This is a genomic window from Pseudomonas sp. CCOS 191, assembly GCF_001007005.1.
Taxonomy (GTDB): Bacteria; Pseudomonadota; Gammaproteobacteria; order Pseudomonadales; family Pseudomonadaceae; genus Aquipseudomonas; species Aquipseudomonas soli.
Map to the genome: position 1 here is coordinate 1757674 of NZ_LN847264.1, position 25781 is coordinate 1783454.

The 25781-nt window shown below is 66.1% G+C and carries 20 protein-coding genes; 11 read left to right on the forward strand and 9 right to left on the reverse strand.

All coding sequences use genetic code 11. The features are described 5' to 3' along the window. Nucleotides 1-23: 23 nt before the first annotated feature. From CCOS191_RS07970 to CCOS191_RS28120, 11 genes are all read left to right on the forward strand, one after another. Complete coding sequence (locus CCOS191_RS07970) at nt 24-914, forward strand: NAD(+) kinase (protein ID WP_011532967.1); 891 nt, start codon at nt 24-26, stop codon at nt 912-914. After that, nucleotides 914-1885, forward strand: coding sequence for a metallophosphoesterase (locus CCOS191_RS07975; protein WP_046854725.1), 972 nt, complete (start codon nt 914-916; stop codon nt 1883-1885). The genes CCOS191_RS07970 and CCOS191_RS07975 overlap by 1 nt, the downstream gene beginning before the upstream one ends. Further along, nucleotides 1882-2766, forward strand: a complete 885-nt coding sequence (locus CCOS191_RS07980; RefSeq protein ID WP_046854726.1) for a rhomboid family intramembrane serine protease — start codon at nt 1882-1884, stop codon at nt 2764-2766. The genes CCOS191_RS07975 and CCOS191_RS07980 overlap by 4 nt, the downstream gene beginning before the upstream one ends. Before the next feature lie 13 nt (nt 2767-2779). Next, nucleotides 2780-3040: a YeaC family protein gene (locus tag CCOS191_RS07985; RefSeq protein ID WP_023630887.1), complete on the forward strand. Its 261-nt coding sequence runs from the start codon at nt 2780-2782 to the stop codon at nt 3038-3040. After that, nucleotides 3037-3867 (forward strand): DUF2797 domain-containing protein, encoded by an 831-nt coding sequence (locus CCOS191_RS07990; protein WP_046854727.1) that lies wholly within the window; start codon nt 3037-3039, stop codon nt 3865-3867. The genes CCOS191_RS07985 and CCOS191_RS07990 overlap by 4 nt, the downstream gene beginning before the upstream one ends. Nucleotides 3868-3880: 13 nt before the next feature. Next, a complete protein-coding gene (pepN, locus tag CCOS191_RS07995; RefSeq protein WP_046854728.1) occupies nt 3881-6538 on the forward strand; it encodes an aminopeptidase N in 2658 nt (885 codons plus the stop codon). 251 nt (nt 6539-6789) lie between these two features. Beyond that, nucleotides 6790-7806: a WD40/YVTN/BNR-like repeat-containing protein gene (locus tag CCOS191_RS08000; protein ID WP_046854729.1), complete on the forward strand. Its 1017-nt coding sequence runs from the start codon at nt 6790-6792 to the stop codon at nt 7804-7806. Beyond that, a complete protein-coding gene (locus CCOS191_RS08005; protein ID WP_046854730.1) occupies nt 7803-10196 on the forward strand; it encodes an efflux RND transporter permease subunit in 2394 nt (797 codons plus the stop codon). Before CCOS191_RS08000 ends, CCOS191_RS08005 begins: the two co-directional genes overlap by 4 nt. Before the next feature lie 166 nt (nt 10197-10362). After that, on the forward strand, nt 10363-10650 hold the full coding sequence (locus CCOS191_RS08010; RefSeq protein ID WP_046854731.1) for a DUF5629 family protein: 288 nt from the start codon (nt 10363-10365) through the stop codon (nt 10648-10650). Then, nucleotides 10616-11746 (forward strand): lactonase family protein, encoded by a 1131-nt coding sequence (locus tag CCOS191_RS08015; protein ID WP_172670878.1) that lies wholly within the window; start codon nt 10616-10618, stop codon nt 11744-11746. The genes CCOS191_RS08010 and CCOS191_RS08015 overlap by 35 nt, the downstream gene beginning before the upstream one ends. 232 nt (nt 11747-11978) lie before the next feature. Next, nucleotides 11979-12155, forward strand: coding sequence for a hypothetical protein (locus CCOS191_RS28120; RefSeq protein WP_172670879.1), 177 nt, complete (start codon nt 11979-11981; stop codon nt 12153-12155). Nucleotides 12156-12372: 217 nt separating this feature from the next. Here CCOS191_RS28120 and CCOS191_RS08020 read toward each other — a convergent pair whose 3' ends face one another. From CCOS191_RS08020 to CCOS191_RS08060, 9 genes are all read right to left on the reverse strand, one after another. After that, on the reverse strand, nt 12373-12969 hold the full coding sequence (locus tag CCOS191_RS08020; RefSeq protein WP_046854733.1) for a glutathione S-transferase: 597 nt from the start codon (nt 12967-12969) through the stop codon (nt 12373-12375). Then, nucleotides 12966-16610 (reverse strand): AAA family ATPase, encoded by a 3645-nt coding sequence (locus tag CCOS191_RS08025; protein WP_046854734.1) that lies wholly within the window; start codon nt 16608-16610, stop codon nt 12966-12968. The genes CCOS191_RS08020 and CCOS191_RS08025 overlap by 4 nt, the downstream gene beginning before the upstream one ends. Beyond that, nucleotides 16607-17845: an exonuclease SbcCD subunit D C-terminal domain-containing protein gene (locus CCOS191_RS08030; protein ID WP_046854735.1), complete on the reverse strand. Its 1239-nt coding sequence runs from the start codon at nt 17843-17845 to the stop codon at nt 16607-16609. The genes CCOS191_RS08025 and CCOS191_RS08030 overlap by 4 nt, the downstream gene beginning before the upstream one ends. Before the next feature lie 403 nt (nt 17846-18248). Further along, nucleotides 18249-19874 (reverse strand): BatD family protein, encoded by a 1626-nt coding sequence (locus tag CCOS191_RS08035; protein ID WP_046854736.1) that lies wholly within the window; start codon nt 19872-19874, stop codon nt 18249-18251. Next, nucleotides 19871-21589, reverse strand: a complete 1719-nt coding sequence (locus CCOS191_RS08040; RefSeq protein WP_046854737.1) for a vWA domain-containing protein — start codon at nt 21587-21589, stop codon at nt 19871-19873. The genes CCOS191_RS08035 and CCOS191_RS08040 overlap by 4 nt, the downstream gene beginning before the upstream one ends. Next, complete coding sequence (locus CCOS191_RS08045; RefSeq protein WP_046854738.1) at nt 21586-22662, reverse strand: vWA domain-containing protein; 1077 nt, start codon at nt 22660-22662, stop codon at nt 21586-21588. Before CCOS191_RS08045 ends, CCOS191_RS08040 begins: the two co-directional genes overlap by 4 nt. After that, nucleotides 22655-23149, reverse strand: a complete 495-nt coding sequence (locus CCOS191_RS08050; RefSeq protein WP_046854739.1) for a DUF4381 domain-containing protein — start codon at nt 23147-23149, stop codon at nt 22655-22657. The genes CCOS191_RS08045 and CCOS191_RS08050 overlap by 8 nt, the downstream gene beginning before the upstream one ends. Further along, nucleotides 23146-24090 (reverse strand): DUF58 domain-containing protein, encoded by a 945-nt coding sequence (locus CCOS191_RS08055; protein ID WP_046854740.1) that lies wholly within the window; start codon nt 24088-24090, stop codon nt 23146-23148. Before CCOS191_RS08055 ends, CCOS191_RS08050 begins: the two co-directional genes overlap by 4 nt. Before the next feature lie 4 nt (nt 24091-24094). Beyond that, a complete protein-coding gene (locus CCOS191_RS08060) occupies nt 24095-25054 on the reverse strand; it encodes an AAA family ATPase (protein WP_011532987.1) in 960 nt (319 codons plus the stop codon). Between the last annotated feature and the right edge of the window lie 727 nt (nt 25055-25781).

Below are 25781 nucleotides of genomic sequence, written 5' to 3' on the forward strand. Positions count from 1 at the left end.
CCGCAGAGCCTTGCAGGAGCACCATGGAGCAATTTCGCAATATCGGTATCATCGGACGCCTTGGCAGCTCCCAGGTGCTCGACACCATTCGCCGACTGAAAAAATTCCTCCTCGAGCGCCACCTGCACGTGATCCTCGAGGACACCATCGCCGAAGTCCTGCCGGGCCACGGCCTGCAGACCTCGACGCGCAAACTGCTGGGCGAGGTCTGCGACCTGGTCATCGTGGTTGGTGGCGACGGCAGCCTGCTTGGCGCCGCCCGCGCCCTGGCCCGCCACAACATCCCGGTGCTGGGGATCAACCGCGGCAACCTGGGTTTCCTCACCGATATCCGCCCTGACGAGCTGGAGGAGAAGGTCGCCGAGGTGCTCGACGGCCATTACCTGGTGGAGAACCGCTTCCTGCTGCAGGCCGAGGTGCGCCGTCACAACGAGGCCATCGGTCAGGGCGATGCGCTCAACGACGTGGTGCTGCACCCGGGCAAGTCGACGCGGATGATCGAGTTCGAGATCTACATCGACGGCCAGTTCGTCTGCAGCCAGAAGGCCGACGGCCTGATCGTCGCCACTCCGACCGGCTCCACCGCCTACGCGCTGTCCGCCGGCGGCCCGATCATGCACCCCAAGCTGGACGCCATCGTCATCGTGCCGATGTATCCACATACCTTGTCCGGCCGGCCGATCGTGGTAGACGGCAACAGCGAGCTGAAGATCGTCGTGTCCAAGGACCTGCAGATCTACCCGCAGGTCTCCTGCGACGGCCAGAACCACTTCACCTGTGCCCCCGGCGACACCATCACGGTGAGTAAGAAACCGCAGAAACTGCGCCTGATCCATCCGCTGGATCATAACTACTACGAGGTCTGCCGCACCAAGCTCGGCTGGGGCAGCCGCCTGGGCGGCAGGGACGACTGATGCTCGATCCGGCGCGCAGTTTCGACATCATCGGTGACGTGCACGGTTGCGCGCTCACCCTCGAACGCTTGCTCGACGCCCTCGGCTACAAGCGCATCGGTGGGGTGTGGCGGCATCCGCGGCGCCAGGCGTTGTTCCTGGGCGACATCGTCGACCGCGGTCCGCGCATCCGCGAGGCGCTGCACATCGTTCATGACATGGTCGAGGCCGGCCAGGCGTTCTGCATCATGGGCAACCATGAGTACAACGCCCTGGGCTGGGTCACCCCGGCGTTGCCGGGCAGTGGCAAGGCCCATGTGCGCGAGCACACCCCACGCCATGCCCGGCTGATCGACGAGACCCTCACCCAGTTCGCCCAGCACCCCGGCGACTGGCACGATTTCATCCAGTGGTTCTACCAGCTGCCGCTGTTCATCGACGCCGGGCGCTTCCGCCTGGTGCATGCCTGCTGGGACCCACGGCTGATCGAGCCGTTGCGCCTGCAGTACCCCACGGGGTGCATCGACGAGCACTTCGTGCAAGCCTCGGCAGTGTCCGGCAGCTTCGCCTCGACAGTGTGTAACCGCTTGCTGCGCGGCACCGACATGCGCCTGCCGGACGGCCTGACCCTGACCGGCGGCGACGGTCTGACCCGCGCCTTCTTCCGCACCAAGTTCTGGGAAGAGGACCCGCAGACCTACGGCGACATCGTCTTCCAGCCCGACGCGCTGCCCGACGAAGTGGCCCGCACGCCGCTCAGTCACAGCCAGAAGAACGCCCTGCTGCGCTATGCCGAGGACGAGCCGCTGCTGTTCGTCGGCCATTACTGGCGCAGTGGCCGGCCGGCGCCGATCCGCGACAACCTGGCCTGCCTGGACTACAGCGCCGTGCTCTACGGCAAGCTCGCAGCCTACCGCCTGGACGACGAGACCCGCATCGATCCGCACAAGTTCGTCTGGGTCGATGTCGACCGCCCGCAGGCCAGCCAATGAATGTGATCGAAGTGCTGCGCCTGCCGCTGGCGGTCGATCTCAGCGGTTTCGTCGCCCTGCTGCGCCGTCTGCAGGTGCCGCACCGGGTAGTGGAGGAGGGCGAGGAGCAGGTGCTGTGGGCGCCGCCGGCCATGGCCCACGACGTACTGGAACTCTATCGGCGCTTCCCTGAGGGCAATGCCGACCTTGAAGCCATGCCCGAACCTGTGGACGCTGGCATGCCGACCGCACCGGCCGCGCCTTCGTTGAAGGAGCAGGCCCTGGCCTGCAAGGTCACCACTGCGGTACTGATCCTGAGCCTGGTGGTCGCCGGGGTGACCGGCCTGGGTGACAACCTCTCGACCATCGGCTGGTTCACCTTCCTGTCGTTCAAGGTGCAGGGCGACTACCTGTACTTCACCCCCTTGCTCCAGGGCCTCGCCGAAGGCCAGTGGTGGCGCCTGGTGTCACCGATGCTGCTGCACTTCGGCGTGCTGCACCTGGCCATGAACGGCCTGTGGTATTGGGAGCTGGGCAAGCGCATTGAGCTGCGCCAGGGCCCGTGGATGTTGCTGGGGCTGACGCTGCTGTTCAGCCTGGTATCCAACCTGGCCCAGCATTTTACCAGCGGGCCGAGCCTGTTCGGCGGGTTGTCCGGCGTGCTCTACGGCTTGCTCGGGCATGTCTGGCTGTACCAGTGGCTGGCGCCGAACCCGCAGTTCAACCTGCCCAAGGGCGTGCTGGTGATGATGCTGATCTGGCTGGTGATCTGCCTGAGCGGCGTGGTCGGCCAGCTCGGCTTCGGCCAGATAGCCAACGCCGCCCATGTCGGTGGGTTGCTCATCGGATGCCTGACGGGGCTCTTGGGTGGCGCGCTGGCGAGGCGTAAACTGACGGCCTGACTGAGGAGACAGCATGTCCACATTCGCGCAAATGATCGAAAACATCACCCCCGAGATCTACGAGAGCCTGAAGACGGCCGTTGAAATCGGCAAATGGTCCGACGGCCGCAAGCTGACCGCCGAACAGAAGGAGCTGTCGCTGCAGGCGGTGATCGCCTGGGAGATCAAGAACCTCCCCGAAGAGCAGCGCACCGGCTACATGGGGCCGCAGGAATGCGCCTCGAAGTCGGCGCCGATCGCCAACATCCTGTTCAAGTCGGACTCGGTACATTGATCGAACTCGCTCGTGGCTCTCTGAGCAAGATGGCGGTGCGCCTGGACGCACCGGTCGTTCAATACAGTTTCCGCCTGGATGACACCGAGGTGCCGGTCAACCCGCTGATCGGCCAGTCGATCCGCCTGGAGTACCTCGGCGCGATTCACTGCAGCCATTGCGGCAAGCGCACCAAGACCAGCTTCAGCCAGGGCTATTGCTACCCGTGCATGACCAAGCTGGCCCAGTGCGACGTGTGCATCATGGCCCCCGAACGCTGCCACTACGACGCCGGCACCTGCCGCGAGCCGTCGTGGGGCGAGCAGTTCTGCATGACCGACCACGTGGTGTACCTGGCCAACTCGTCGGGCATCAAGGTCGGCATCACCCGCGCCACGCAGCTGCCCACCCGCTGGCTCGACCAGGGCGCCAGCCAGGCGCTGCCGATCATGCGCGTGGCCACCCGCCAGCAATCCGGGCTGGTCGAGGACGTGCTGCGCAGCCAGGTACCGGACCGCACCAACTGGCGCGCGCTGCTCAAGGGCGACGCCGAGGTACTCGACCTGCCGGCTATCCGCGAACAGATCTTCGACGCCTGCGCCGACGGCATCCGCGCTTTGCAGGAGCGCTTCGGCCTGCAGGCCATCCAGCCGCTGCCTGACGCCGAGGTGGTGCAGATGCGCTACCCGGTCGAGGCCTACCCGAAAAAGATCGTCAGCTTCAACCTCGACAAGGATCCCGTCGTGGAAGGCACGCTGCTGGGCATCAAGGGCCAGTACCTGATCTTCGACACAGGCGTGATCAACATTCGCAAGTACACGGCCTACCAGCTGGCCGTGCTCCAGTAAAAGGATCGTCACCATGCGTACCGAACAACCGCAAGTGATCTACCTCAAGGACTATCAGGCCCCCGAGTACCTGATCGACGAGACCCACCTGACCTTCGAACTGTTCGAGGACCACAGCCTGGTCCATGCGCAGCTGGTCATGCGCCGCAACCCCGAGCGCGGCGCCGGCCTGCCGCCGCTGGTGCTCGATGGCCAGCACCTGGAGCTGTTGAGCGTGCAACTGGACGACCAGGCGCTTGCTGCCGGCGACTACCAGCTCGATGACGACAGCCTCACCGTGCATCCCAAGGCCGAACGCTTCACCCTGGATACCAGCGTGAAGATCCACCCGGAAAGCAACACCGCACTGGAAGGCCTGTACAAGTCCGGCAAGATGTTCTGCACCCAGTGCGAGGCCGAGGGCTTCCGCAAGATCACCTACTACCTCGACCGCCCGGACGTGATGAGCACCTTCACCACCACGGTGATCGCCGAGCAGCACCGCTATCCGGTGCTGCTGTCCAACGGCAACCCCACGGGCAGTGGCCCGGCGGATGACGGCCGGCACTGGGCGACCTGGGAAGACCCGTTCAAGAAGCCGGCCTACCTGTTTGCCCTGGTAGCCGGTGACTTGTGGTGCATCGAGAGCGAGTTCACCCGCCAGTCCGGCCGCGACGTGACCCTGCGTATCTATGTCGAGGAAGAAAACCTCGACAAGTGCGACCACGCCATGGTCAGCCTGAAGAAGTCCATGCGCTGGGACGAGGAAGTCTACGGCCGTGAATATGACCTGGACATCTTCATGATCGTCGCGGTCAACGACTTCAACATGGGCGCCATGGAAAACAAGGGCCTGAACATCTTCAACTCGAGCTGCGTGCTGGCCCGCGCCGAGACCGCCACCGACGCCGCCCACCAGCGGGTCGAGGGCGTGGTGGCCCACGAGTACTTCCACAACTGGTCGGGTAACCGCGTGACCTGCCGCGACTGGTTCCAGCTGTCGCTCAAGGAGGGCTTCACGGTGTTCCGCGATGCCGAGTTCAGCGCCGACATGAACTCGCGCACGGTCAAGCGCATCGAGGATGTCGCCTACCTGCGTACCCATCAGTTCGCCGAAGACGCCGGCCCCATGGCCCACCCGATCCGCCCGGACAGCTTCATCGAGATCTCCAACTTCTACACCCTGACGGTGTACGAGAAGGGCGCCGAGGTGGTCGGCATGGTCCACACCCTGCTGGGGGCCGAGGGCTTCCGCAAGGGTAGCGACCTGTACTTCGAGCGCCATGATGGCCAGGCGGTTACCACCGACGACTTCATCAAGGCCATGGAAGACGCCAACGGCGTCGACCTGACCCAGTTCAAGCGCTGGTACACCCAGGCCGGCACCCCGCGCCTGGAGGTCAGCGAGGCCTATGACGCTGCCGCGCAGCGCTACAGCCTGACCTTCCGCCAGAGCTGCCCGCCGACACCGGGGCAGGTCGAGAAACTGCCATTCGTGATCCCGGTGGCGCTGGGCCTGCTGGATGCCCAAGGCAACGACCTGCCGTTGCGCCTGGCCGGCGAAAGCGCCGCCGCTGGCACCAGCCGCGTGCTGTCGGTGACCGAAGCCGAGCAGACCTTCACCTTCGAAGGTATTGCCAGCCAGCCGCTGCCGTCGCTGCTGCGCGGCTTCAGCGCACCGGTCAAGCTGAGCTTCCCCTACGACCGCGACCAGTTGATGTTCCTCATGCAACACGACAGCGACGGCTTCAACCGCTGGGAAGCGGGGCAGCAGTTGGCCGTGCAGGTGCTCCAGGAACTGATCGGCCAGTACCAGCGTGGCGAAGCGCTGTCCCTCGACCAGCGCCTGATCACCGCACTGGGCACTGTGGTTGGCAATGAGTCGCTGGACCCGGCCATGGTCGCCGAGATGCTCTCGCTGCCGGGCGAGGCCTACCTCACCGAGATCAGCCAGGTGGCCGATGTGGATGCCATCCACGCCGCCCGCGAGTTCGCCCGCCGGCAGATCGCCGAGCAGTTGTTCGATGCCCTGTGGGCGCGCTACCAGGCCAACCGCGAGGTCTCGCGCAAGACCGCCTATGTGGCCTCGGCCGAGCACTTCGCCCGCCGCAGCCTGCAGAACATCGCCCTGTCGTACCTGATGCTCAGCGGCAAGCCGCAGGTGCTTGAGGCGACCCTGGAGCAGTACGAGCACTGCGACAACATGACCGAGCGTCTCACCGCCTTGGCGGTGCTGGTCAACTCGCCGTTCGAGGCCGAGCGCGCCAAGGCCCTGGATGCCTTCGCCGAGCACTTCAAGGACAACCCGCTGGTCATGGACCAGTGGTTCAGCGTGCAGGCGGCCAGCACCCTGCCGGGCGGCCTGGCGCGGGTCAAGGCATTGATGCAGCACCCGGCCTTCACCCTGAAGAACCCGAACAAGGTGCGCGCGCTGATCGGTGGTTTCGCCGGGCAGAACCTGGTCAACTTCCACGCCGCTGACGGTTCGGGGTATCGCTTCCTGGCGGACCTGGTGATCGAGCTCAATGCGCTGAACCCGCAGATCGCTTCGCGCCAACTCGCCCCGCTGACCCGCTGGCGCAAGTATGACGACCAGCGTCAGGCGCTGATGAAAGGCGAGCTGGAGCGAATTCTCGCGTCCGGTGCGCTGTCCAGCGATGTGTACGAGGTGGTGAGCAAGAGCCTGGCGTAAGCCTGTTCGACACCAATCGCGGGGCAAGTCGGGTCGCCGCATCGCCGCTCCCACGCCAGTTGAGGATGGCGTGGGAGCGGGCTTGCCCCGCGATGCTTTTGGCGGTTAACAAAACATAACGTCCCGCTCGTTGTTTTCTGTCGGACAAGCCCGATACGATGGCCAGAAGCTATTCCAGGCCTCTGGACCAGGGGTTTCGGCAGTGCCTGGCAATAGATTGACCCACCACAAGAACACAACAGGGGGCAGTCATGAGAGAGCGGATTACGCCACGCCGCAGGCTGGCGGCAGGCGCGATGCTGGCACTGGTGCTGGGCATCGGCGCCGGCAATGCCGAGGCGGCGGTGGCCGCCGAGGAATACTCGGTGGAGTCGGCCAAGGCCAGCCAGAGCCTGTTGATCGGCGCCACCCACGCCGGCCAGCGCCTGGTGGTGGTCGGCGATCGCGGCCATATCCTCTTCTCCGACGACCAGGGCAAGACCTGGACCCAGGCCCGGGTGCCCACCCGGCAACTGCTCACCGCAGTGTTCTTCCTCGACGACAAGCGCGGCTGGGCGGTCGGCCATGACGCCCAGATCCTCGCCAGCAACGACGGCGGCGCGACCTGGAGCAAGCAGTTCGAAGACCTGTCCCGCGAAGCGCCCTTGCTCGACGTGCGTTTCGTCGATGCTCAACATGGCTTTGCCGTCGGCGCCTATGGCGCGCTGCTGGAGACCACCGATGGCGGCCAGCACTGGCAGGACGTCGCCGAGCGCCTGGACAACCCCGACCAGCTCCACCTCAACGCCATCACCCAGGTGAAGGACGCCGGTCTGTTCATCGTCGGCGAGCAGGGCAGCATGTTCCGCTCCAGCGATGCCGGTCAGAGCTGGACGACGGTGCAAGGCCCTTACGAGGGCTCACTGTTCGGTGTGATCGGCACCGCCCAGCCCAACACCCTGTTGGCCTACGGCCTGCGCGGCAACCTGTTCCGCTCCACCGATTTCGGCGATAGCTGGCAGCCGATCGAACTCAAGGCCGAACGCGGGCCGCTCGAATTCGGCCTGGCAAGCGCTACGCTTCTCGAGGACGGCAGCCTGGTGCTGGTCGGCAATGGCGGCAGCGTGCTGCGCAGCCATGACGACGGCCAGACCTTCAGCGTGCGCAACCGCGCCGACCGTATCGCCCTGTCGGGTGTCAGCGGCCTGGGCGGTGGCGGCCTGTTGCTGGTCGGGCAAGGGGGCGTGCACCTGGCCTCGGCCGACGGTACCCAGGAGGCGCGTCCATGACCAGCCGGGAGAGCTTCGACATGCAGCACAAGGACAAGGCCACCCTGCTGGAACGCCTGATCTTCAACAACCGCCCCGTGGTCATCGGCATCTGCCTGCTGGTGAGCGTGTTCCTGTTCTGGCAGGCAACGCAGATCCGCCCGTCCACCAGCTTCGAGAAGATGATCCCGCTGCAGCATCCGTTCATCGAGCAGATGATGGAGCACCGCAACGACCTGGCCAACCTCGGCAACACCGTGCGCGTCTCGGTGGAGGCGGTCAACGGCGACATCTTCGACAAGGACTACATGGAGACCCTGCGCCAGATCCATGACGAGGTGTTCTACATCCCCGGTGTCGACCGCGCCGGGCTGAAGTCGCTGTGGAGCCCGAGCGTGCGCTGGAGCGAGGTCACCGAAGAGGGCTTCTCCGGCGGCGAAGTGATCCCCAATACCTACAATGGCTCCCAGGACAGCCTCGACACCCTGCGCGACTACGTGCTCAAGTCGGGCCAGGTGGGGCGCCTGGTGGCCAACAACTTCAAGTCCAGCATCATCGATATCCCGCTGCTGGAGAACCATCCCGACCCGCAGGATCCGGGGCGCCAGGTCAAGCTCGACTACCAGCAGTTCTCCCACCAGCTGGAAGAGAAGATCCGCGACAAGTTCCAGGCGCAGAACCCGAACGTGAAGATTCACATCGTCGGTTTCGCCAAGAAGGTCGGTGACCTGATCGATGGCCTGGTGATGGTGGCGATGTTCTTCGGCGTGGCGCTGGTGATCACCTGGGCGCTGCTGTACTGGTTCACCTGGTGCATCCGCAGCACCATCGCCGTGCTCATCACCACCCTGGTGGCGGTGGTCTGGCAGTTGGGGCTGATGCATGCGGTGGGCTTCGGCCTGGACCCGTACTCGATGCTGGTGCCGTTCCTGATCTTCGCCATCGGCATTTCCCACGGGGTGCAGAAGATCAACGGCATCGCCCTGCAATCCAGTGACGCCGACAACGCCCTGACCGCGGCCCGGCGCACCTTCCGCCAGCTGTTCCTGCCGGGGATGATCGCCATCCTCGCCGATGCCGTGGGCTTCATCACCCTGCTGATCATCGACATCGGCGTAATCCGCGAGCTGGCCATCGGCGCCTCGATCGGCGTGGCGGTGATCGTGTTCACCAACCTGATCCTGCTGCCGGTGGCGATCAGCTACGTCGGCATCAGCCAGAAGGCCATTGCCCGCAGCAAGAAGGATGCGACCCGCGAGCATCCGTTCTGGCGCCTGCTGTCCAACTTCGCCAGCCCCAAGGTGGCGCCGGTATCGGTGGTGCTGGCGCTGCTGGCCTTCGGTGGAGGCCTCTGGTACAGCCAGAACCTGAAGATCGGGGACCTCGACCAGGGCGCGCCGGAGCTGCGCCCGGACTCGCGCTACAACCAGGACAACAGCTTCATCATCAGCAACTACTCGACCAGTTCCGATGTGCTGGTGATCATGGTCAAGACCCCGGCCGAGAGCTGCTCGATCCACTCGACCATGGCGCCGATCGACGAGCTGATGTGGACCATGGACAACACCCCCGGGGTGCAGTCGACCATCTCCCTGGTGACCGTGTCCAAGCAGGTCATCAAGGGCATGAACGAGGGCAGCCTGAAATGGGAAACCCTGTCGCGCAACCCGGACATCCTCAACAACTCCATCGCCCGTGCCGACGGCCTGTACAACGCCGACTGTTCGCTGGCGCCAGTGCTGGTGTTCCTCAACGATCACAAGGCCGAGACCCTGGAGCGGGTCACCGCCGCGGCCAAGGCCTTCGCCGACAGCCACAGCAAGGAAGGCCTGCAGTTCCTCCTGGCGGCGGGTAATGCCGGCATCGAGGCGGCCACCAACGAAGTGATCAAGTCGGCCGAGCTGACCATCCTGATCCTCGTGTACATCTGCGTGGCGGTGATGTGCATGATCACCTTCCGTTCGTTCGCCGCGACCCTGTGCATTGTCCTGCCGCTGGTGCTGACCTCGGTACTGGGCAACGCGCTGATGGCCTTCATGGGCATTGGCGTGAAGGTCGCCACGCTGCCAGTGGTGGCGCTGGGCGTGGGCATCGGCGTGGACTACGGCATCTACATCTACAGCCGCCTGGAGAGCTTCCTGCGCGCCGGCCTGCCGTTGCAGGAGGCCTACTACGAGACCCTGCGCTCCACCGGCAAGGCGGTGCTGTTCACCGGCCTGTGCCTGGCCATCGGCGTGTGCACCTGGATCTTCTCGGCGATCAAGTTCCAGGCCGACATGGGCCTGATGCTGACCTTCATGCTGCTGTGGAACATGTTCGGTGCCCTGTGGCTGCTGCCGGCGCTGGCGCGGTTCCTGATCAAGCCAGAGAAATTGGCGGGCAAGGAGGGCGGGTCGATCTTCGCCCATTGATCCTCAGCAAGGGGCCGCTGCGCGGCCCAATCGCCGGCAAGCCGGCTCCCACAGGTATGCGCTGGCCTTGAAGATGGCGCGATCTCTGTGGGAGCCGGCTTGCCGGCGATTGGGCTGCGAAGCAGCCCCATGGCTATAATGACTGCCCAATTTCCCGGATGTCCCCATGACCCTCGCCACCGCCCTCGCAGCCTGCGACATGCTCCTGATCGACGGCCTGCACGCCTTCGACTTCACCCTAGACGAATCCGGTCTCACCATCGAATGCATGGATGGCCGCCAACTGCGCCGCTGGACATTCACCCCCGAGCAGATCGCTGCCGCCAATGGTGCGGGCGACGACTGGAGCCTGGCCACTGATGAAGGCGAGCATCGTCTAGTCTGTATGAGTGCTTTTCGTGCCCCGGATGAAGAAGACGATGAACAGGAAATGGACACGCCTGCTGACCGCTAGCCTCATGGCTTTGTCAGTCAACGCCCAGGCCGCCACGTTGCTGGTGGGCAGCTACACCGACAACGGCAGCGAAGGGATCTACCGCTACGACTTCAACGCTCGCACTGGCCAGATCGACGCCAAGCCTCGGCAGGTGGTCAAGAGTGTCAGCCCCTCATGGCTGGTGCTGTCTGCCGACCAGCGCCAGCTGTTCGCGGTCAATGAAACGCCCAAGGGCAACGTCAGCAGCTTCTCGCTGGGCAGCAAGGGCGAGATCAAGCTGCTGAACCAGGTGCCCAGCCAGGGCGACGAGCCGACCCACGCCAGCCTGAGCCATGACCAGCGCTACCTGTTCGTCGCCAACTACGCCGTCGCTCCCGACCCCGGTGGTAGCCTGGTGGTGATTCCGGTGGCCCGGGACGGCAAGCTCAAGCCGGTGGTGCAGCAGGCCAGGCACACGCCAAGCAAGGTCAACCCCGAGCGCCAGGCCGGTGCCCATGTGCATTCGCTGGTGCTGTCGCCCGATGGTCGCCACCTGTATGCCAGCGACCTGGGCGCGGACAAGGTGTTCATCTACCGCTATGACGGTGCCAGCCCCGAGCATCCGCTGAGCCCGGCGATTCCGCCGTCAGTGGCGTTGCCACCGGGCAGTGGCCCGCGTCATCTGCTGTTCGACGCCAAGGGCCGGCACGTCTACCTGACGCTGGAGATGAGCGCCGAGGTGGTGGTATTCGATGTGCAGGACGGTGCTCTGACCGAGCGCCAGCGCGTGCCGCTGACCGACAGCAAGGATGCGGCGGCCAGGGCCGCGGGTGGGCTGCACCTGTCGGCCGATGGCCGCTTCCTCTATGTCAGCAATCGCGGCACCGCCAACGAGATCGTGGTGTATGCGGTAGGCAAGGATGATGGCCGACTGGGACTGCTGCAGCGCCGCTCGGTCGAGGGCGACCATCCCCGCGAGTTTGCCCTAGACCCCAGTGGCAACTACCTGCTGGTGGCGAACCAGAAGAGCAACCAGATCGTGGTCATGCGCCGCGATCCGCGCAGCGGCAAGCTGGAGGACACCGTGCAGAAGTTGACGCAGCAGGCGCCTTCGGACCTCAAGTTCCTCGAATAATGGCAGGGGCTGAAAACCTCTGGCTTGGGGGCGGGCTTGCCCCGCGATGAGGCCGGCCCTGCGATCGCGGGGCAAGCCCGCTCCCACGTGGTTGCCTCCACGCCTTAATTATCAATGGCCATGATAATGGCTACTGCCGCAATGAATTTTTACAGGCGGACCCATCGGCGTAAGTTTTGACCCAAGGCCCACGACGGGCCAACGTCAACCACCGAAGTCGAGGTCTGCCAGCATGAACTTCAATCTCTTCCCACTCATCGCCGCCTCCGCCATCTCTGCCTCCGTCGTTCTGCCAGCCCATGCCCAGGTGGAGCAGGGTGCCAAGGCCTCGGGTACCCACAGCTACACCCAGAAATACCTGCAACAGAGCGCGCATTTCCATGCCGCCTTGAGCAAGCACTCCAATTGAGTGTGTAAAGCCATTGGTAATAGCACAAAGCCATGTGATTTAATTTGACGCTAAATTTTTGACTCGCCAAAGGGGCAGAGCATGATGTGGCGTATCACGGCGGTAGTGCTGTTGCTGATGTCCGCGCCGATTCTGGCGTTGTGAGTAGCGGACCGCAGGAAAAAACGCAGGACGAACGACGCTTTTTCCTGCGGTCTGCAGTGTGTCGCGTGGGGCACTATGGCTTTGCCATGATGGCCTTGAACAGAGATGACCCCAGCCAGCCCTGAAGCCAGCTCCGCAGCCGCGGATAAGCAGCCTCGGCGAACCATTGCGGTTCGACCCCGGCAAACTGGCGCATCAAGGGCAGCAAGGCGGCGTCGACCAGGCTCGGGTGCTCGGCGAGTAGCCAGGGCCTGCCTTCGAGCAGGCTTTCCAGCTCGGCCAGCCAGGGCTCGGCCTGGGCGCGGTAGTGGGCCTGGGAATACTCCGGATAGCGCTCGGCATACTTGTACAGGTTCACCTGCGTCTTGAACGCGCTGTCGTTGCGGGCGATCAGCGCGTCGGCCTGGCGCGCCGCCGCGGGGTCGGCCAGCAGGCGCCAGTCTTCGGGGTCGTGCCGGTCGAGCGCCCAGCGCATGATGTCGAGGCTTTCCTCCAGCACGCCATTCCCGGTATCGAGCACCGGCACCGTGCCCTTGGGCGACAGTGCCAGCAGTTCGGCGGGCTTTTCTTTCATCTTTACCTCGACCACCTGCACGTCGCACCCGGCGTAGCGCAGCGCCAGGCGTGCGCGCATGGCCCAGGGGCAGCGGCGGAACGAGTAGAGAATCACCCGCACACCTCGACATCGCTCAGGCCATTGCCCTGACGACGCACCTGGATCTGCACCGGGATGCGTTCGTGCATCTCCTGCACGTGGGAGATCACCGCCACCTTGCGGCCCTGGGCCTGCAGGCCGTCGAGAGCGTCCATGGCCAGTTGCAGCGACTCGGGGTCGAGGCTGCCGAAGCCTTCGTCGATGAACAGCGATTCGATGCGCAGGGTGCTGGAGGCCATCGACGCCAGGCCCAGGGCCAGCGCCAGGGAGACCAGGAAGGTTTCGCCGCCCGACAGCGAGTGCACCGAGCGCAGCTCGTCGCCCATCTCGGTGTCCAGCACCAGCAGGCCCAGCGCGCTGCCGCCACGCTTGAGGCGGTAGCGTTTGGCCAACTGGCGCAGCTGGCTGTTGGCGTGGTGCAGCAGCAGGTCGAGGTTGTAGCCCTGGGCGATCTTGCGGAATACATCGCCCGAGGCCGAGCCGATCAGCGCATTCAGGCGTGCCCAGCGCTGCCATTGCTGATAGGCCTGCTCGATCTGCTCGGCCAGGGCCTGGCTGGCCTGCTGACGGCGCTGGTCGTCGGCCTGGCGCGCGCGTAGTTCGGCGCAGCCTTGTTCTTGAGCGGCCAGCTGCTGCTGGAGCTCGCTGAGTGCTTGTTCCAGTTCTTCCACCGGCAACTCGCCGTGGGCCTGGCTGGCATGTTGCTGCAGGCGTTGTTCACGTTCCTGAAGCAGCACGCGGCCCTGTTCGATGGCCTTCTCCGCGCTTTGCAGGCGCTGACGCAATTCACCGAGCTGGGCATCGTCGATGGCCAGCAGGCGGTCAAGGCCGGCATCGTCCAGCTCAGGGTGCGCGCTGCGCCAGTGGGCGATCTCGCCCTGCAACTGCTGATGCTCCTGTTCCAGGGCCTGTTGGCGCTGCTGGTTAGCCTTGAGGTCGCTGGCCAACTGCACGCTTTGGGTGTGCAGCGCTTGCAGTTTCTGGGCGCAGTCGGCCTCGGCGCTGCGCGCCTGTTCCAGCTGAGTGTCCATGTGCTGTTGCCAGGCTTCGGCGCTGTGCTGTTCACCGAGCAGCTCGCCCAGGGTGGCGCGGGCCTGCTGGTGTTGCTCGTCGAGCGCGGCGAGTTTCTGTTGCAGTTGCTGCTGCCCTTGCAGGCGTGTCTGTTGCTGGTCGCGCAGCTTGTCGAGCTGGACTTGACGGGCCTGTTGCTCTTCCTGCTCGTCCTTGCGCAGGTCGAGTTGTTGGCGGCGCTGGGCGATCTGCTGGTCGAGGCCGAGGAAGGCGTTGGCCGGGTCGTCGCGCAGGGCCTGGAGAATGTCCTGGGGCAGCACGCTGCCCAGGTCGTCGAGGCTTTGTTCCAGTTGCTGGGCGTCGGCGGCCAGGGCCTGGTGCTGCTGGTCGAGGTGACGCTGCGCCTGTTGCTGGGCTTCGCCTGCGGCCTGCAATTGCTGGGTAAGGCGAGCGGCATCCTTCTGCAGGGTGAGCAGGGTGCCTTGACGCTTCTCGTCGCGGTCGATCTCCTCGCCGAGGCGGCGTAACTGGCCGTCGAGCCACTTGCCGCGGGCCGCGTCGTCCTGCGGGGCAAGCGCCGGCCACAGGGCATGGGCCTGGAGCTGTTCGGTCACAGGCTGCAACTGCTCGCCGAGCTGCTGCTGTTGTTGCTGGTAATCCTTGAGCTGGGCATTGACCACGCCCAGTTCGGTGCGCAGCTCTACCAGCTTGCCATTGAGCTGCTCGACTTGCTTGTGCGCCGCCTCTTCCTCGGCCTGGTCGTGCCGACCAAGGCTGTGCAGCAGCGCTTCGGGCTGGTGGAACGGGTGTTCGGCGCTACCGCAGACCGGGCAAGGCTCGCCGTCGCGCAGTTGCGCGCGCAGCTCCTCGACGCTGGTGTTGCGCGCCAGGCGCTGGCGCTCGAGCAATTGACGGGTGAGGGTCAGCGCTTGCTCGGCGCTTTCCAGCTCGGCCTTGGCCGCGGTGCCTTCGCCGATCAGTTGCTGGCGCCGCTGCATGGCTTGCTGCTGGCGTTCACGCAGGGCGGCGAGGGCTTGGCGCAGTTCCTGCTCGCGACCATGCAGGCGGCTCAGCTCTTCGACGGCGCGCTGTTGCTTGCGGTTGTCCTGAAGCATGGCGCCGAGCAGATCGACCTGCTCGGCCAACGCATGGGGTTCGGCACCGGCTTCGCGGAACAGCAGGTCGAAATGCTCGCGTTGCGCTTGCAGTTGGGCGTTGGCCTGGCTGGCCTGGGCCTGCAGCCCGGGCAGCTCTTCGCGTCCCTTGGCCAGGCGGCCGCCGATCAGCATGACCTGCTTGAGTTGTGGCAGATAGGCCTGCCAGGCATCGGCGAGGCCGCCCAGGTGCTGGCTTTCGGCCAGGGCGGCATCGATCTGCGACAGCTGCTGCTGGCTGCGTTGTTGATGGTCTTCCAGCTGTTGCAGCTGCTGCTGGCCCGCGCTGGCCTCCTGCTCGGCCTGGTTACAGGCTTCGCGTTGTTCGGCCAGGTCCTTGTCCAGGCGTGCGATGTCGCCTTGAGCGGCGAAGGCCTGGCGCAGGCGTGGAGCGTTTTCGCCTTGCAGGGCTTGCTGCTGGACCAGGTGCTGGCGGGCCGCTTCAAGGGACTGCTGCAGTGCGTCGATATGTTGCTGCAGATCGCTTTGCTGGCGTTGTTGCTGGTCGATATCCGCCTGCACCGGGGCCAGTTGCGCGGCCAGGTGCTGTTGGCGATGGAACTGGTGGCGCTGGGGCGCCAGGCGCTCCAGGCGTTGCAGGTCGACGCGCTGCTCGGCCAGGTGCTGCCACGCCTGCTCGGCGGCTTGCAGGGCAGTGCCGGCCTCATGGTGCTGGGCCTGCAGGCGCTGCTGTTCTTCGAACCAGGTGCGCTGTTGCTCGAGCAGGCGCTGGCGCGACTGGTCGGCCTTGAACTGTTGCTGGGCCAGTTCCAGTTCCTGGTCAAGGGCAGCGCGGGCTTCGGCGTCCATTGGCAGCAGGTGCTCGGCCTGTTTCTTCAGGTCGTTGTGAACCTCGCCGGTTTCCCGAGCCTTGCTGAAGGCGCGCTGGCCGAGGCGGGTGTAGATCGCTGTGTTGGTGAGCTTTTCCAGCAACTCGCTGCGCTCACGGTCGTCGGCCTTGAGGAAGGCGCCGAACTCGCTCTGGGCCAGCATCACCGCGCGGGTGAACTGCTCGAAATTCAGGCCCAGTCGGGCCTCGACCAGCTGCTTGTATTCGTTCTTGCCGCTACCCAGCAACTGCTCGCTGTCCAGGTCGTAGAGGCTTTGGCGGCTGTTCTGCAGCTTGCCGGTGGCTTTCTCGCGGGCGCGATTGGCTTCCCAGCGGGCGCGGTAGCGGCAGCCGTCGATGCCGATGAAATCCACCTCGGCAAAGCCGCTGCCGGTGCCACGGCGCAGCAGGTTGCGTGGGTCGGAGGTGGGGATCTCGCCGTCGGCATCCGGCACCTTGGCTTCCCGGGCGATATCGTTCAGGCGTGGCACGCTGCCGAACAGGGCCAGGCACAGGGCGTCGAGCAGTGTGCTCTTGCCGGCCCCGGTCGGCCCGGTGATGGCGAACAGGCCGGCGCTGGCCAGGGGCTCGGCGGTGAAGTCGATGTCGATGGGGCCGGCAAGGGAGGCCAGGTTCTTCAGGCGGATGGCGAGAATCTTCATGGTCGTTCCTCTTCCTGCAGCACGTCCTGCAGCAGCTCGGCAAAGTCGGCCAGGGCCTGCTCGTCGGCGGGGTTGCCGTACTGTTGCTGCCAGGCACGGCCGAACAGGTCCTGCGGGGTCAGCTGCGCCAGTTCGACAAAGGCTTGTTCATCCTCCTCCTGGCGCCCGGCGCCGGCATACTCGGCGCTGATGCGCACCAGGCGCACAGCCTTGCCTTGCAGGGCGGTCTCGATCTGCTGGCGCAGGTCGGGCTGCGGCTCGTCCAGGCGTACCCGCACCTCCAGCCAGGGTTGGCGGTTGGGGTCTTCGAGCAGGTCGATCACTGGCAACTGGCCCAGTTGTTCGAGCAACTCGCCCAGCGGTGCCGGGCCGACCCGCTGCAGGGCCACGGCACGCGGCACCGGGCGCGGCTCGACGCTGACCAGTTCGGCGCCCTCCAGCTCCACTTCCAGCACCTGGTGCGGGTAGTTGATTTCAGCGAAGGACAGCGGAATCGGCGCGCCGCTGTAGCGGATGCGATCCTCGCGGTTGACCTTCTGCGGCTTGTGCAGATGGCCCAGGGCGACATAGCTGATGGCCTTGTCGAACAGCCGCGCCGGCAGCGCCTCGGCATTGCCGATGATCAGGCTGCGTTCGGAGTCTTCCGAGATGCTGCCACCGGCCATGTGCGCATGGCTGATGGCGACCAGTGCCTGGTCCTTCTTGCGTTTCTTCTGTGCCGCCGCGATCAACTGCTCGTGGACCTGGGTGATGCCCTGCAGGTAGTCGTCACCCAGCGCCGGCCCGGTGACTTCGGCGGGACGCAGGAAGGGCAGGGCCAGGCACCAGGCGCCGACCTTGCCACGGGCGTTGGTCAGCGGGATCAGCAGGCGCTCGGCGTCCAGCTGGCCCTCGTCGAGCCAGTGCACGCGGCCCAGGGCATGGGTGCGCAGGCGGCGCATCAATGGCGCCGGCAGCTCGATGCGCGAGCCGGAGTCGTGGTTGCCGGCGATCATCACGATGTCCAGCTTGGGCTGTTGCTCGTGGGCCTGGACGATGAAGTCGTAGAGGCGCTCCTGGGCTTTGACCGGCGGATTGACGGTGTCGAAGATGTCGCCGGCGATCAGCAGCGCATCGGGCTGGCGCAGGCGCAACTGGCCGAGCAGCCAGTCGAGGAAGCAGGCGTGTTCGAAGTCGCGTTCCTGGCCATGCAGGCTCTGGCCCAGGTGCCAGTCGGAGGTGTGAAACAGACGCATGGAAGATCCGTAGGGTGAGCGGCAGGGGGCGTTTGGATTCGGGCGGTATGGTAACTCATCGCGAGGTAAGCACCGAGTGTCGTCCCACCTGTGTCTGGCGAAAGAGTTGCAGCGCCTGTGAGATCGAGCGCCGCCCGCGCGGCGCATCGCGGATGAATCCGCTCCTACATTCGTTGCAACGTACCGAACCTGTCAGGCCTGGTTGCCAGCCTTGGCGCAGGGCGCAAGACAGGTGGGGCACCGGCAATGCCCATCGAAAAATCGCGTCGAGCGCACAAGGTTTACAACCATGGCCTATCAGGCTTGGCCACGTTGCAACAGATGTAGGAGCGGATTCATCCGCGATGCGCCGCGCGGGCGGCGCTCGATCTCGAAAACGCTTCAAGGCTCAAGGCATGCTTGACTACTTGGGATACAGCGGTGGCAGGCTACTGGCCTCGCCCGTCGGCGCCAGCACCTGCTCGGCCGGCGGTATGGCGCCGATCGCCCGCCACAGCTCGTCGCCATGCCAGTACTGGCCGCTCTCGCTGTACAACGCACCATTCAACCCATCCAGCGCATCGGACAACGGCACGAAGCGCGCCGCCATCTCGGCAAGGGTTTCCGGCTGCTGCCGCGCCCAGGCGTCCAGCGCCTGGCGGGTGGCCTGCGGATCGTTGGCCTGGCAGGCGCGCTTGAGGTCGTCGAGCAACGTGCGTGGGCTCGGGCCAGTCTGTGCCGCCCGCAGTACCGCCGGTTGCGAACGGGCCCGCCACCACAGGGTGAAACCGAGCAGGGTGGTCAGCGCCAGCACCAGCGTAGCCAGCTGCCAGGGCCAGAGCAGGCTGGGGGCCATGTTGCTGTCACCAACCGGGGTGTCGGCGCTGAGCGCCGGATTGTCCTGCACGTTCAGGGTGCGTGCAGGCAGGCTGCTGTGCTCCAGGTGGTCCTCGCGGGTGTTCCACCAGGTCAACTCCAGCGCCGGCAGGGCCAGCTCGCCGGCGTGGGTCGGCACCAGCGCCTCGCGCTCTTCACGGTTGGCGACCATGCCGCGCTCGCCGATCTCGTTGCGCAGCAACGGCTGGTCGGGGTAACGGCGCAAGCCGGCGGCCTCGGTGGCCGGCAGCGGCGGCAGCTGGGTGCTTGAAAGGCCCTCGGCGCGCACACTGATGTTGCGCGTCAGCGAGTCGCCGATCTGCGTCGGCTGGCTGTTCGGGTCGGGGTTCCAGTGTTCTTCCAGGGTCAGGCTGCGTGCCGGCAGCCAGGGGCGGTCGGCCGGGTAGCCGGCCGGGATCGGCTTGACGGTCAGGCGCAACGGCAGCGAACTGACCTGCACCTGGCGGCCGACCCTTGGCGTGCCGGCGGGTTGCTCGCCATTACCGGCGGCGGTGGCGGTGAAGCGCAGCGGCGGCACGTCAAGGTTGCCGCTTTGCTGCGGGTAGATGGCGTAGCGGGTCTCGATCACCCCATGGCGCACGCCGTTGATTTCTTTCTCGTAGGTGCGCGACTCGCCCAGCGGGTCGACCTTGGCGTTCTCCAGTTGCAGCGGGCTGAGGTTGCTGTCGTCGTACAGCGCCACCGAATGGTAGATGCGCAGGGTCAGCACCGCCTGGGCCTGGACATAGACTGCGCTGCTGTCCAGGGTGGCCTCGACGAACACTTGCGAGGCTGCGTCCGGGCGCTGGCTGTCGGCCTGCTGCACCTGCAGCTCGATGGCCTGGCTGTGCGACTGACCCAGTTGCAGCTCGGGGATGCGCAGGCTGCCGCTGCGTCGGGGCAGCAGGGTGATGATCCAGCGGGTGCTGGCGCGGGTTTCGCCGTCGAGGGTGTGCAGGCTGTTGAGCTGGCGCGTGCCGCGGACCTCGAAATCCGGCTCGAGGGTGCGCAGGTCGGGCTTGCCGAACTGAGTCACGTCCTGGCTCTCGAGGGTGAGTTCCAGGGTTTCGCCAGCCTCGAGGCGCGTGCGGTCGACACTGGCCTGCAGGGTCGGTTCGGCCTGGGCCGCGAGGCTCCACAACAGGCCTAGGAGAAAGACGCCGAGGCGACTCATCGTGGGGTTTCCTGATGCAATTGCTGTTCATACCAGAATTTGCGCCGCAGCAGTTCCGCCGGATTGTCGGGGATCTCCCGCAGCCACTGTTCCAGGGCCTGGCGCTGCTCGGCGTCGAGGGCGGTGGAGAGCGGCCGCTGGGGCGGCTGGGTGATGCTGTCGTCATCGCCGCCGGCAGTGCCGGACGGAGCCTGGGAATTGCCCTGGCTGTCACCGTTCTGCTGGCCTTGTGCCGGGTTGTCGCTATCCGGAGCGCCCTGGGCCTGGCTGCTGGTCGAGCTGCTGTTGCCTTCGGTCTCGTTGCCGGGCGTGTCCCGGGCATCGGCGTTGTTCGGCTGTTCCTCGGCCTTGGCCTGGCGCTGTTGCAACAGTTGCTGGACCAGCGCCTGGTTGTCCAGCGCGGCTTTCAGGTCGGGTTGGCGCTCCAGTGCCTGTTCGTAGGCGTCCAGCGCCGCTTCCAGTTCGCCGGCGCGGGCCAGGGCGTTACCTCGATTGTAGTGGGCGGCTGCCGTGCCGGCCTGGGCGAACGCGGCGGCGGCGCCTTCGAAGTCGCCGGCCTGGTACAGGGCCATGCCGCGCCACTGGCTGTCGGCGAAGTGCCGGGCGGCCTCGGCGGGGCGTTGCCGCTCCAGCAGGCGCTGGCCTTGCTGGTCGGGGCGCAGCCACAGGTCGTTGAACTCGAAGGCCTGGCTTGGTTGCGGCAGGGCCAGCAGCAACGGCAAGCAGAACAGCCAGCCACGCCGGCCGGCGCAGGCGGCGAGCAGCAGTAGGGGCAGTAGCAGCCAGTAACCCTGATCGGCCCAGCTGTCCAGTTGCAGGGTTTGGCCATCGTTGTGCAGCAGGCGCGGGTTGTCGAACAGGCCCAGGCCGCGCAGGTCGAGGTCGTCGATGCGGGCATGGCGATAGCGCCCGCCGGTCGAACCGATGAAGGTTTTCAGCGAGGCGCTGTCCAGGCGTGGCAAAAGGATGCCGCCTTGTTCGTCCTTGAGGTATTCGCCATTGGCCTGGCGCACTGGCGCGCCCTCGGCGCTGCCGACACCCAGCATCAGCAGGCTCGGGCCCTGGCGGCCAAGGGCCTGGCGTATGCCTTCGCGTTCGAGCTCGCTCAGCGACGAGCCGATCAGCAGCAGGCGGCCCTGGCCCAGGCCGCTCTGCGCCAGCAGCGCGAGGCCCTTGCGCACGGCCAGGTCGGCGCGCTGGCCGGGCTGCGGCATGATCGATGGATCGACGGCTTCGAGCAGGTTGCGCGTGGTGCCCAGGTCATCCGACAACGGCACCAGGGTGTGGGCGCTGCCGGCATAGACGATCAGTGCGGTCTGGCTGTCGCGACGATGCTCGAGCAGGTCGAGCACCTTGCGTCGGGCCTGCTCCAGGCGGTTCGGCGCGCTGTCCTCGGCGAGCATCTGCGGCGTCAGTTCGAGCAGGATCACCAGCGGGTCGGCCGGGCGCTGGCGGGTTTCCTCGAGGCGTTGCCAGCTGGGGCCGAGCAGGGCCAGGACGATCAGCAGCCAGGCCAGGCCCAGGGCGATCCACGGCAGCTTGCTGGTGCTGCCGCTGCCGCCGCCGAGCAGTACCGCGTGGAACGGCTGCGGCAGGATCAACTGCCAGCGTCCGGCGCGCTTGCGCCGGTGCCAGAGCTTGAACAGCAGCCAGCCAAGCAGTGGCAGTACCAACAGCCAGAGCGGGCGCAGCCATTGCGGCCAGAGTTCGATCATCGCCGCCTCCTCAGGCGCAGGCGCTTGAGGCGCTGGCGCCATTCCGGATGGGGCTGCAGGAAGCGCGGTTTGCGCAGCAGGCGTTGCAGCAGGTTGTCCGGCCACTGCACGGCCACCACCAGCAGCACGCTGAGCAGCAGCGCCAGTGCCAGTGGCCAGGCGTACAGCTCATGGGCGGTGCGGGCCTGGGTAGGCTGCTGGGCCACCGGTTCCAGTTGGTCGAGGGTGTCGCCGATGGCGTCCAGTTCGGCGCCATCGTGGGCGCGGAAGTAGCTGCCATGGGTGATTTCGGCGATCTCCTTGAGCGCGGCCTCGTCCAGATCCAGGCTCGGATTCAGGCCCAGCAGCCCCGGCGTGCCGCTGGCCTCGGGGTTGGCGCCGATGCCGATGGTGTAGATGCGCACGCCTTCCTGGGCGGCCAGGCGCGCGGCGGTCAGCGGGTGGATCTGCCCGCCGTTGTTGGCGCCGTCGGTGATCAGGATCAGCACCCGGCTCTGCGCCGGGCGCTGGCGCAGGCGTTTGACGGCCAGGCCAATGGCGTCGCCGATGGCGGTGTTCTTGCCGGCGATGCCAATCTGTGCTTCGTCGAGGAAGGTGCGCACGGTGCGCCGGTCGAAGGTCAGCGGGGCCTGCAGGTAGGCCTGGCTGCCGAACAGGATCAGGCCGACGCGGTCGCCCTGGCGGTCCTGCAGGAAGTCGCCCATCAGTGCCTTGACCAGGTCCAGGCGGCTGATCTCGTCGTCCTTCCACTGCATGTCGGGGAAATCCATGGAGCCCGACACGTCCACCGCCACCAGCAGGTCGCGGCCACTGGCCGAGACCGGCAGCGGATCGCCCAGCCACTGCGGGCGGGCGGCGGCCAGCAACAACAGCAGCCAGATCAGGATGAACGGTGCCTGCTGGCGCCAGGTCGGCAGGTTGAGGCGGGCACGGCGCCCGGCCAGGCCCTCGAGTTCGTCAAGGAAGCCGACCTTGAGCACCGGTTCGCCGCTGTCGGCGGCCGGCAGCAGCAGGCGCGCCAGCCAGGGCAGCGGCAACAGCAGGAAGATCCACGGCCAGGCCAGTTCAAACATGCTTGCGGATCCAGGTTTCGACCGCCTGGGCGAGCCCGGCGATGGCCTTGTCATCGAGCTTGCACTCGGGCTTGTAGGCGCCTTCGACCAGCACCATCCAGCGGGTCAGGCCGGCGGCCGGGCAGCGGTTGTCGAGAAACGCCAGCCATTGCCGGCCATTGAGAGTATGGCTGTTGGCCCCCGGGTAGTGATTACGGCACAGGCGCTTGAGCAGGGCGTTGATCTGCTGCAGCCAGGCCCCGGCGGGCGCGCCGTCATAGGGACGCGGCAGGCGTGCCAGTTCGGCCAGGGCCTCGACGCGGATCGGGTCCAGCGGCAGTTCGGCGCGTACCACCTTGCGCTTGCCCGGGCGCCAGTGGCGCAGGCGCCAGGCGCCCCAGCCGAGCAGGGGCAGCATGGCCAGCAGCAGCCACCAGCCGGGCGCGGGCGGCCACAGGCCGATGGCGGGTGGCGCGATCAGCGGTTGCAGCTGGTCCAGCGGGTTCATTTCGCGCCTCCAGGGCGCTGTGCATTCAGGTATTCACGCAACTGCTCGATCATCTCGCTCTGGGTGCTCAGCGGCATCAGCACCACGCGCAGTTTCTGCGCCAGCAACTCCCAGCGCTCGATGCGTGCCTCGGCTTGCTGGCGGTAGGCCTGGCGCAGGTTGGCGTCGAGGGTGTCGAGTTCCAGCTGCGCGCCGCGCTGGGCGAAGCGCAGCAGGCCGGCGGCGGGCAGGGCGTGGTCGAGCGGGTCGCTGACCGGCATCAGCAGTACGTCGCAGTGCCGTGACAGCATGGCCAGGTGCTGCTCGACGCTGGCGCTGAGGGCGCGTTCGTCGCAGATGACGATGGCCAGGCTGCCCGGGCGCAATACCTCCCGTGCCCGGCGCAGGGCAAGGCCCAGGCTGTCGGCCTGGGGCTGGGCCTCGGTGTGCAGGGCCTGGTTGATCTTGGCCAGGCGGTTGAGCAGTTGCAGCAGGCTCTGCTTGCTGCGTCTGGGCTTGACCTCATGGTGCTCGTTGTCGCCGAACACCAGCCCGCCGATACGGTCGTTGTGGCCCAGCGCGGCCCAGCCGAACAGGGCGGCGGCCTGGGCGGCCAGGACCGACTTGAACATCAGCCCGGAGCCGAAGAACAGCCGCTGGCTCTGCTCGACCATGATGAAGATCGGCCGTTCGCGCTCTTCATGGAACAGCTTGGTGTGCGGCTCCTGGGTGCGGGCGGTGACACGCCAGTCGATGTTGCGCACATCGTCGCCGGCCTGGTAGACCCGCACCTGGTCGAAGTCCACCCCGCGGCCACGCAGTTTCGAGTGGTGCAGGCCCACCAGCGGGCTGCGTTGGCCGGGCCGGGAAAACAACTGAATCTCGCGCACGCGGTGGCGCATGTCGATCAGGTCGGCCAGGCCGATGCGGATGCCGGGTTCGGCCAGCTGCGTGGTGGGCATGGGGTCAGGCGACGGCGACGACGTCGAGGATGCGCTGGACCACGCGGTCCTGGTCGACCCCCGCCGCCTCGGCCTCGAACGACAGGATGATGCGGTGGCGCAGCACGTCGAACAGCACCGCCTGGATATCCTCGGGGCTGACGAAGTCGCGCCCGGCCAGCCAGGCGTGGGCGCGGGCGCAGCGGTCGAGGGCGATCGAACCACGGGGGCTGGCGCCGTAGGCGATCCAGTCGGCCAGTTCGCTGTCGAACTTGGCTGGGGTGCGGGTGGCCATCACCAGTTGCACCAGGTATTCCTCTACCGCATCGGCCATGTACAGGCCGAGGATTTCCTTGCGCGCGGCGAAGATCGCCTGCTGGCTGACGCGCCGCTCGGGCTTCACCTCGCCGCCCAGGGCCTCGCCCCGCGCTTGCAGGAGGATGCGCCGCTCGACTGCGGCATCGGGAAAGCCGATCTTCACGTGCATCAGGAAACGGTCGAGCTGGGCTTCGGGCAGCGGGTAGGTGCCTTCCTGCTCGATCGGGTTCTGCGTGGCCATCACCAGGAACAGCGGCGACAGCTCGTAGGTGCTGCGCCCGACGCTGACCTGGCGTTCGGCCATGGCCTCGAGCAGGGCCGACTGCACCTTGGCGGGGGCGCGGTTGATTTCGTCGGCCAGTACCAGGTTGTGGAAGATCGGGCCTTGCTGGAACACGAAGCTGCCGGTTTCCGGGCGGTAGATCTCGGTGCCGGTGATGTCGGCCGGGAGCAGGTCGGGGGTGAACTGGATGCGATGGAACTGGGCCTCGATACCCTCGGCGAGCTCCTTGATGGCCTTGGTCTTGGCCAGGCCCGGGGCCCCCTCGACCAGCATGTGGCCGTCGGCCAGGAGCACGATCAGCAGGCGCTCGACCAGTTTTTCCTGGCCGAGGATCTGGGAAGAGAGAAAGGTGCGCAGCGCGATCAGCGCCTCACGGTGTTCCATCGTTGACGGTTCCTGGGGATGGGCCCTGGCGCGCTGGGAGCGGATGCCGGGCGAGGGGGGATACTTTAATCCATCCGGGGGGGCGGGGACCAATGGGGGTTTGCAAAAAACGTGTAAAGGATGGGTTGGGGGAGCAAGACTGTCCTGATCCTGATCCTGATCCTGATCCTGATCCTGATCCTGATCCTGATCCTGATCCTGCTCCTGCTCCTGCTCCTGCTCCTGCTCCTGCTCCTGCTTTGCCTTTGCCTTTGCCTTTGCTCTTGCTTCTAAGCGCGCAATAGTTCAGGCGACACAAATTGCGACTTCAGGAGGCCGAACGGAGGGCTTGCGGAGGGAGGTGACGGGCATGGATGCCCGTCAAGCGCCGATCAGGCCATGGATGGCCCGTCGGCGCGTCCTCCCGGAGCAAGCCCGGAGTGAGGGGACCCCGGAGCGAAGCGTAGGGGCCGGATGAACGGAGCCGAACGGTTTTGCCTCCTTTTCCCAAGAGAAAAGGAGGTCGCCGTAAAGGCGAAAAGGTGATTGGGCGTCGACATGGCTAATGAATGCGCCTATAACTTTCAAAACACACGCTGTGAAAGTCAAAGTCAAAGTCAAAGTCAAAGTCAATCGGCATCGGTTTTTATAGTTTTAAGTGCATTCATTTGCGATGTCGACGCACAGTCACCTTTCCGCCCTTACGGCGGCTTACTTTGGTCGTGGCCAAAGTAAGCAAAGCCGTGGC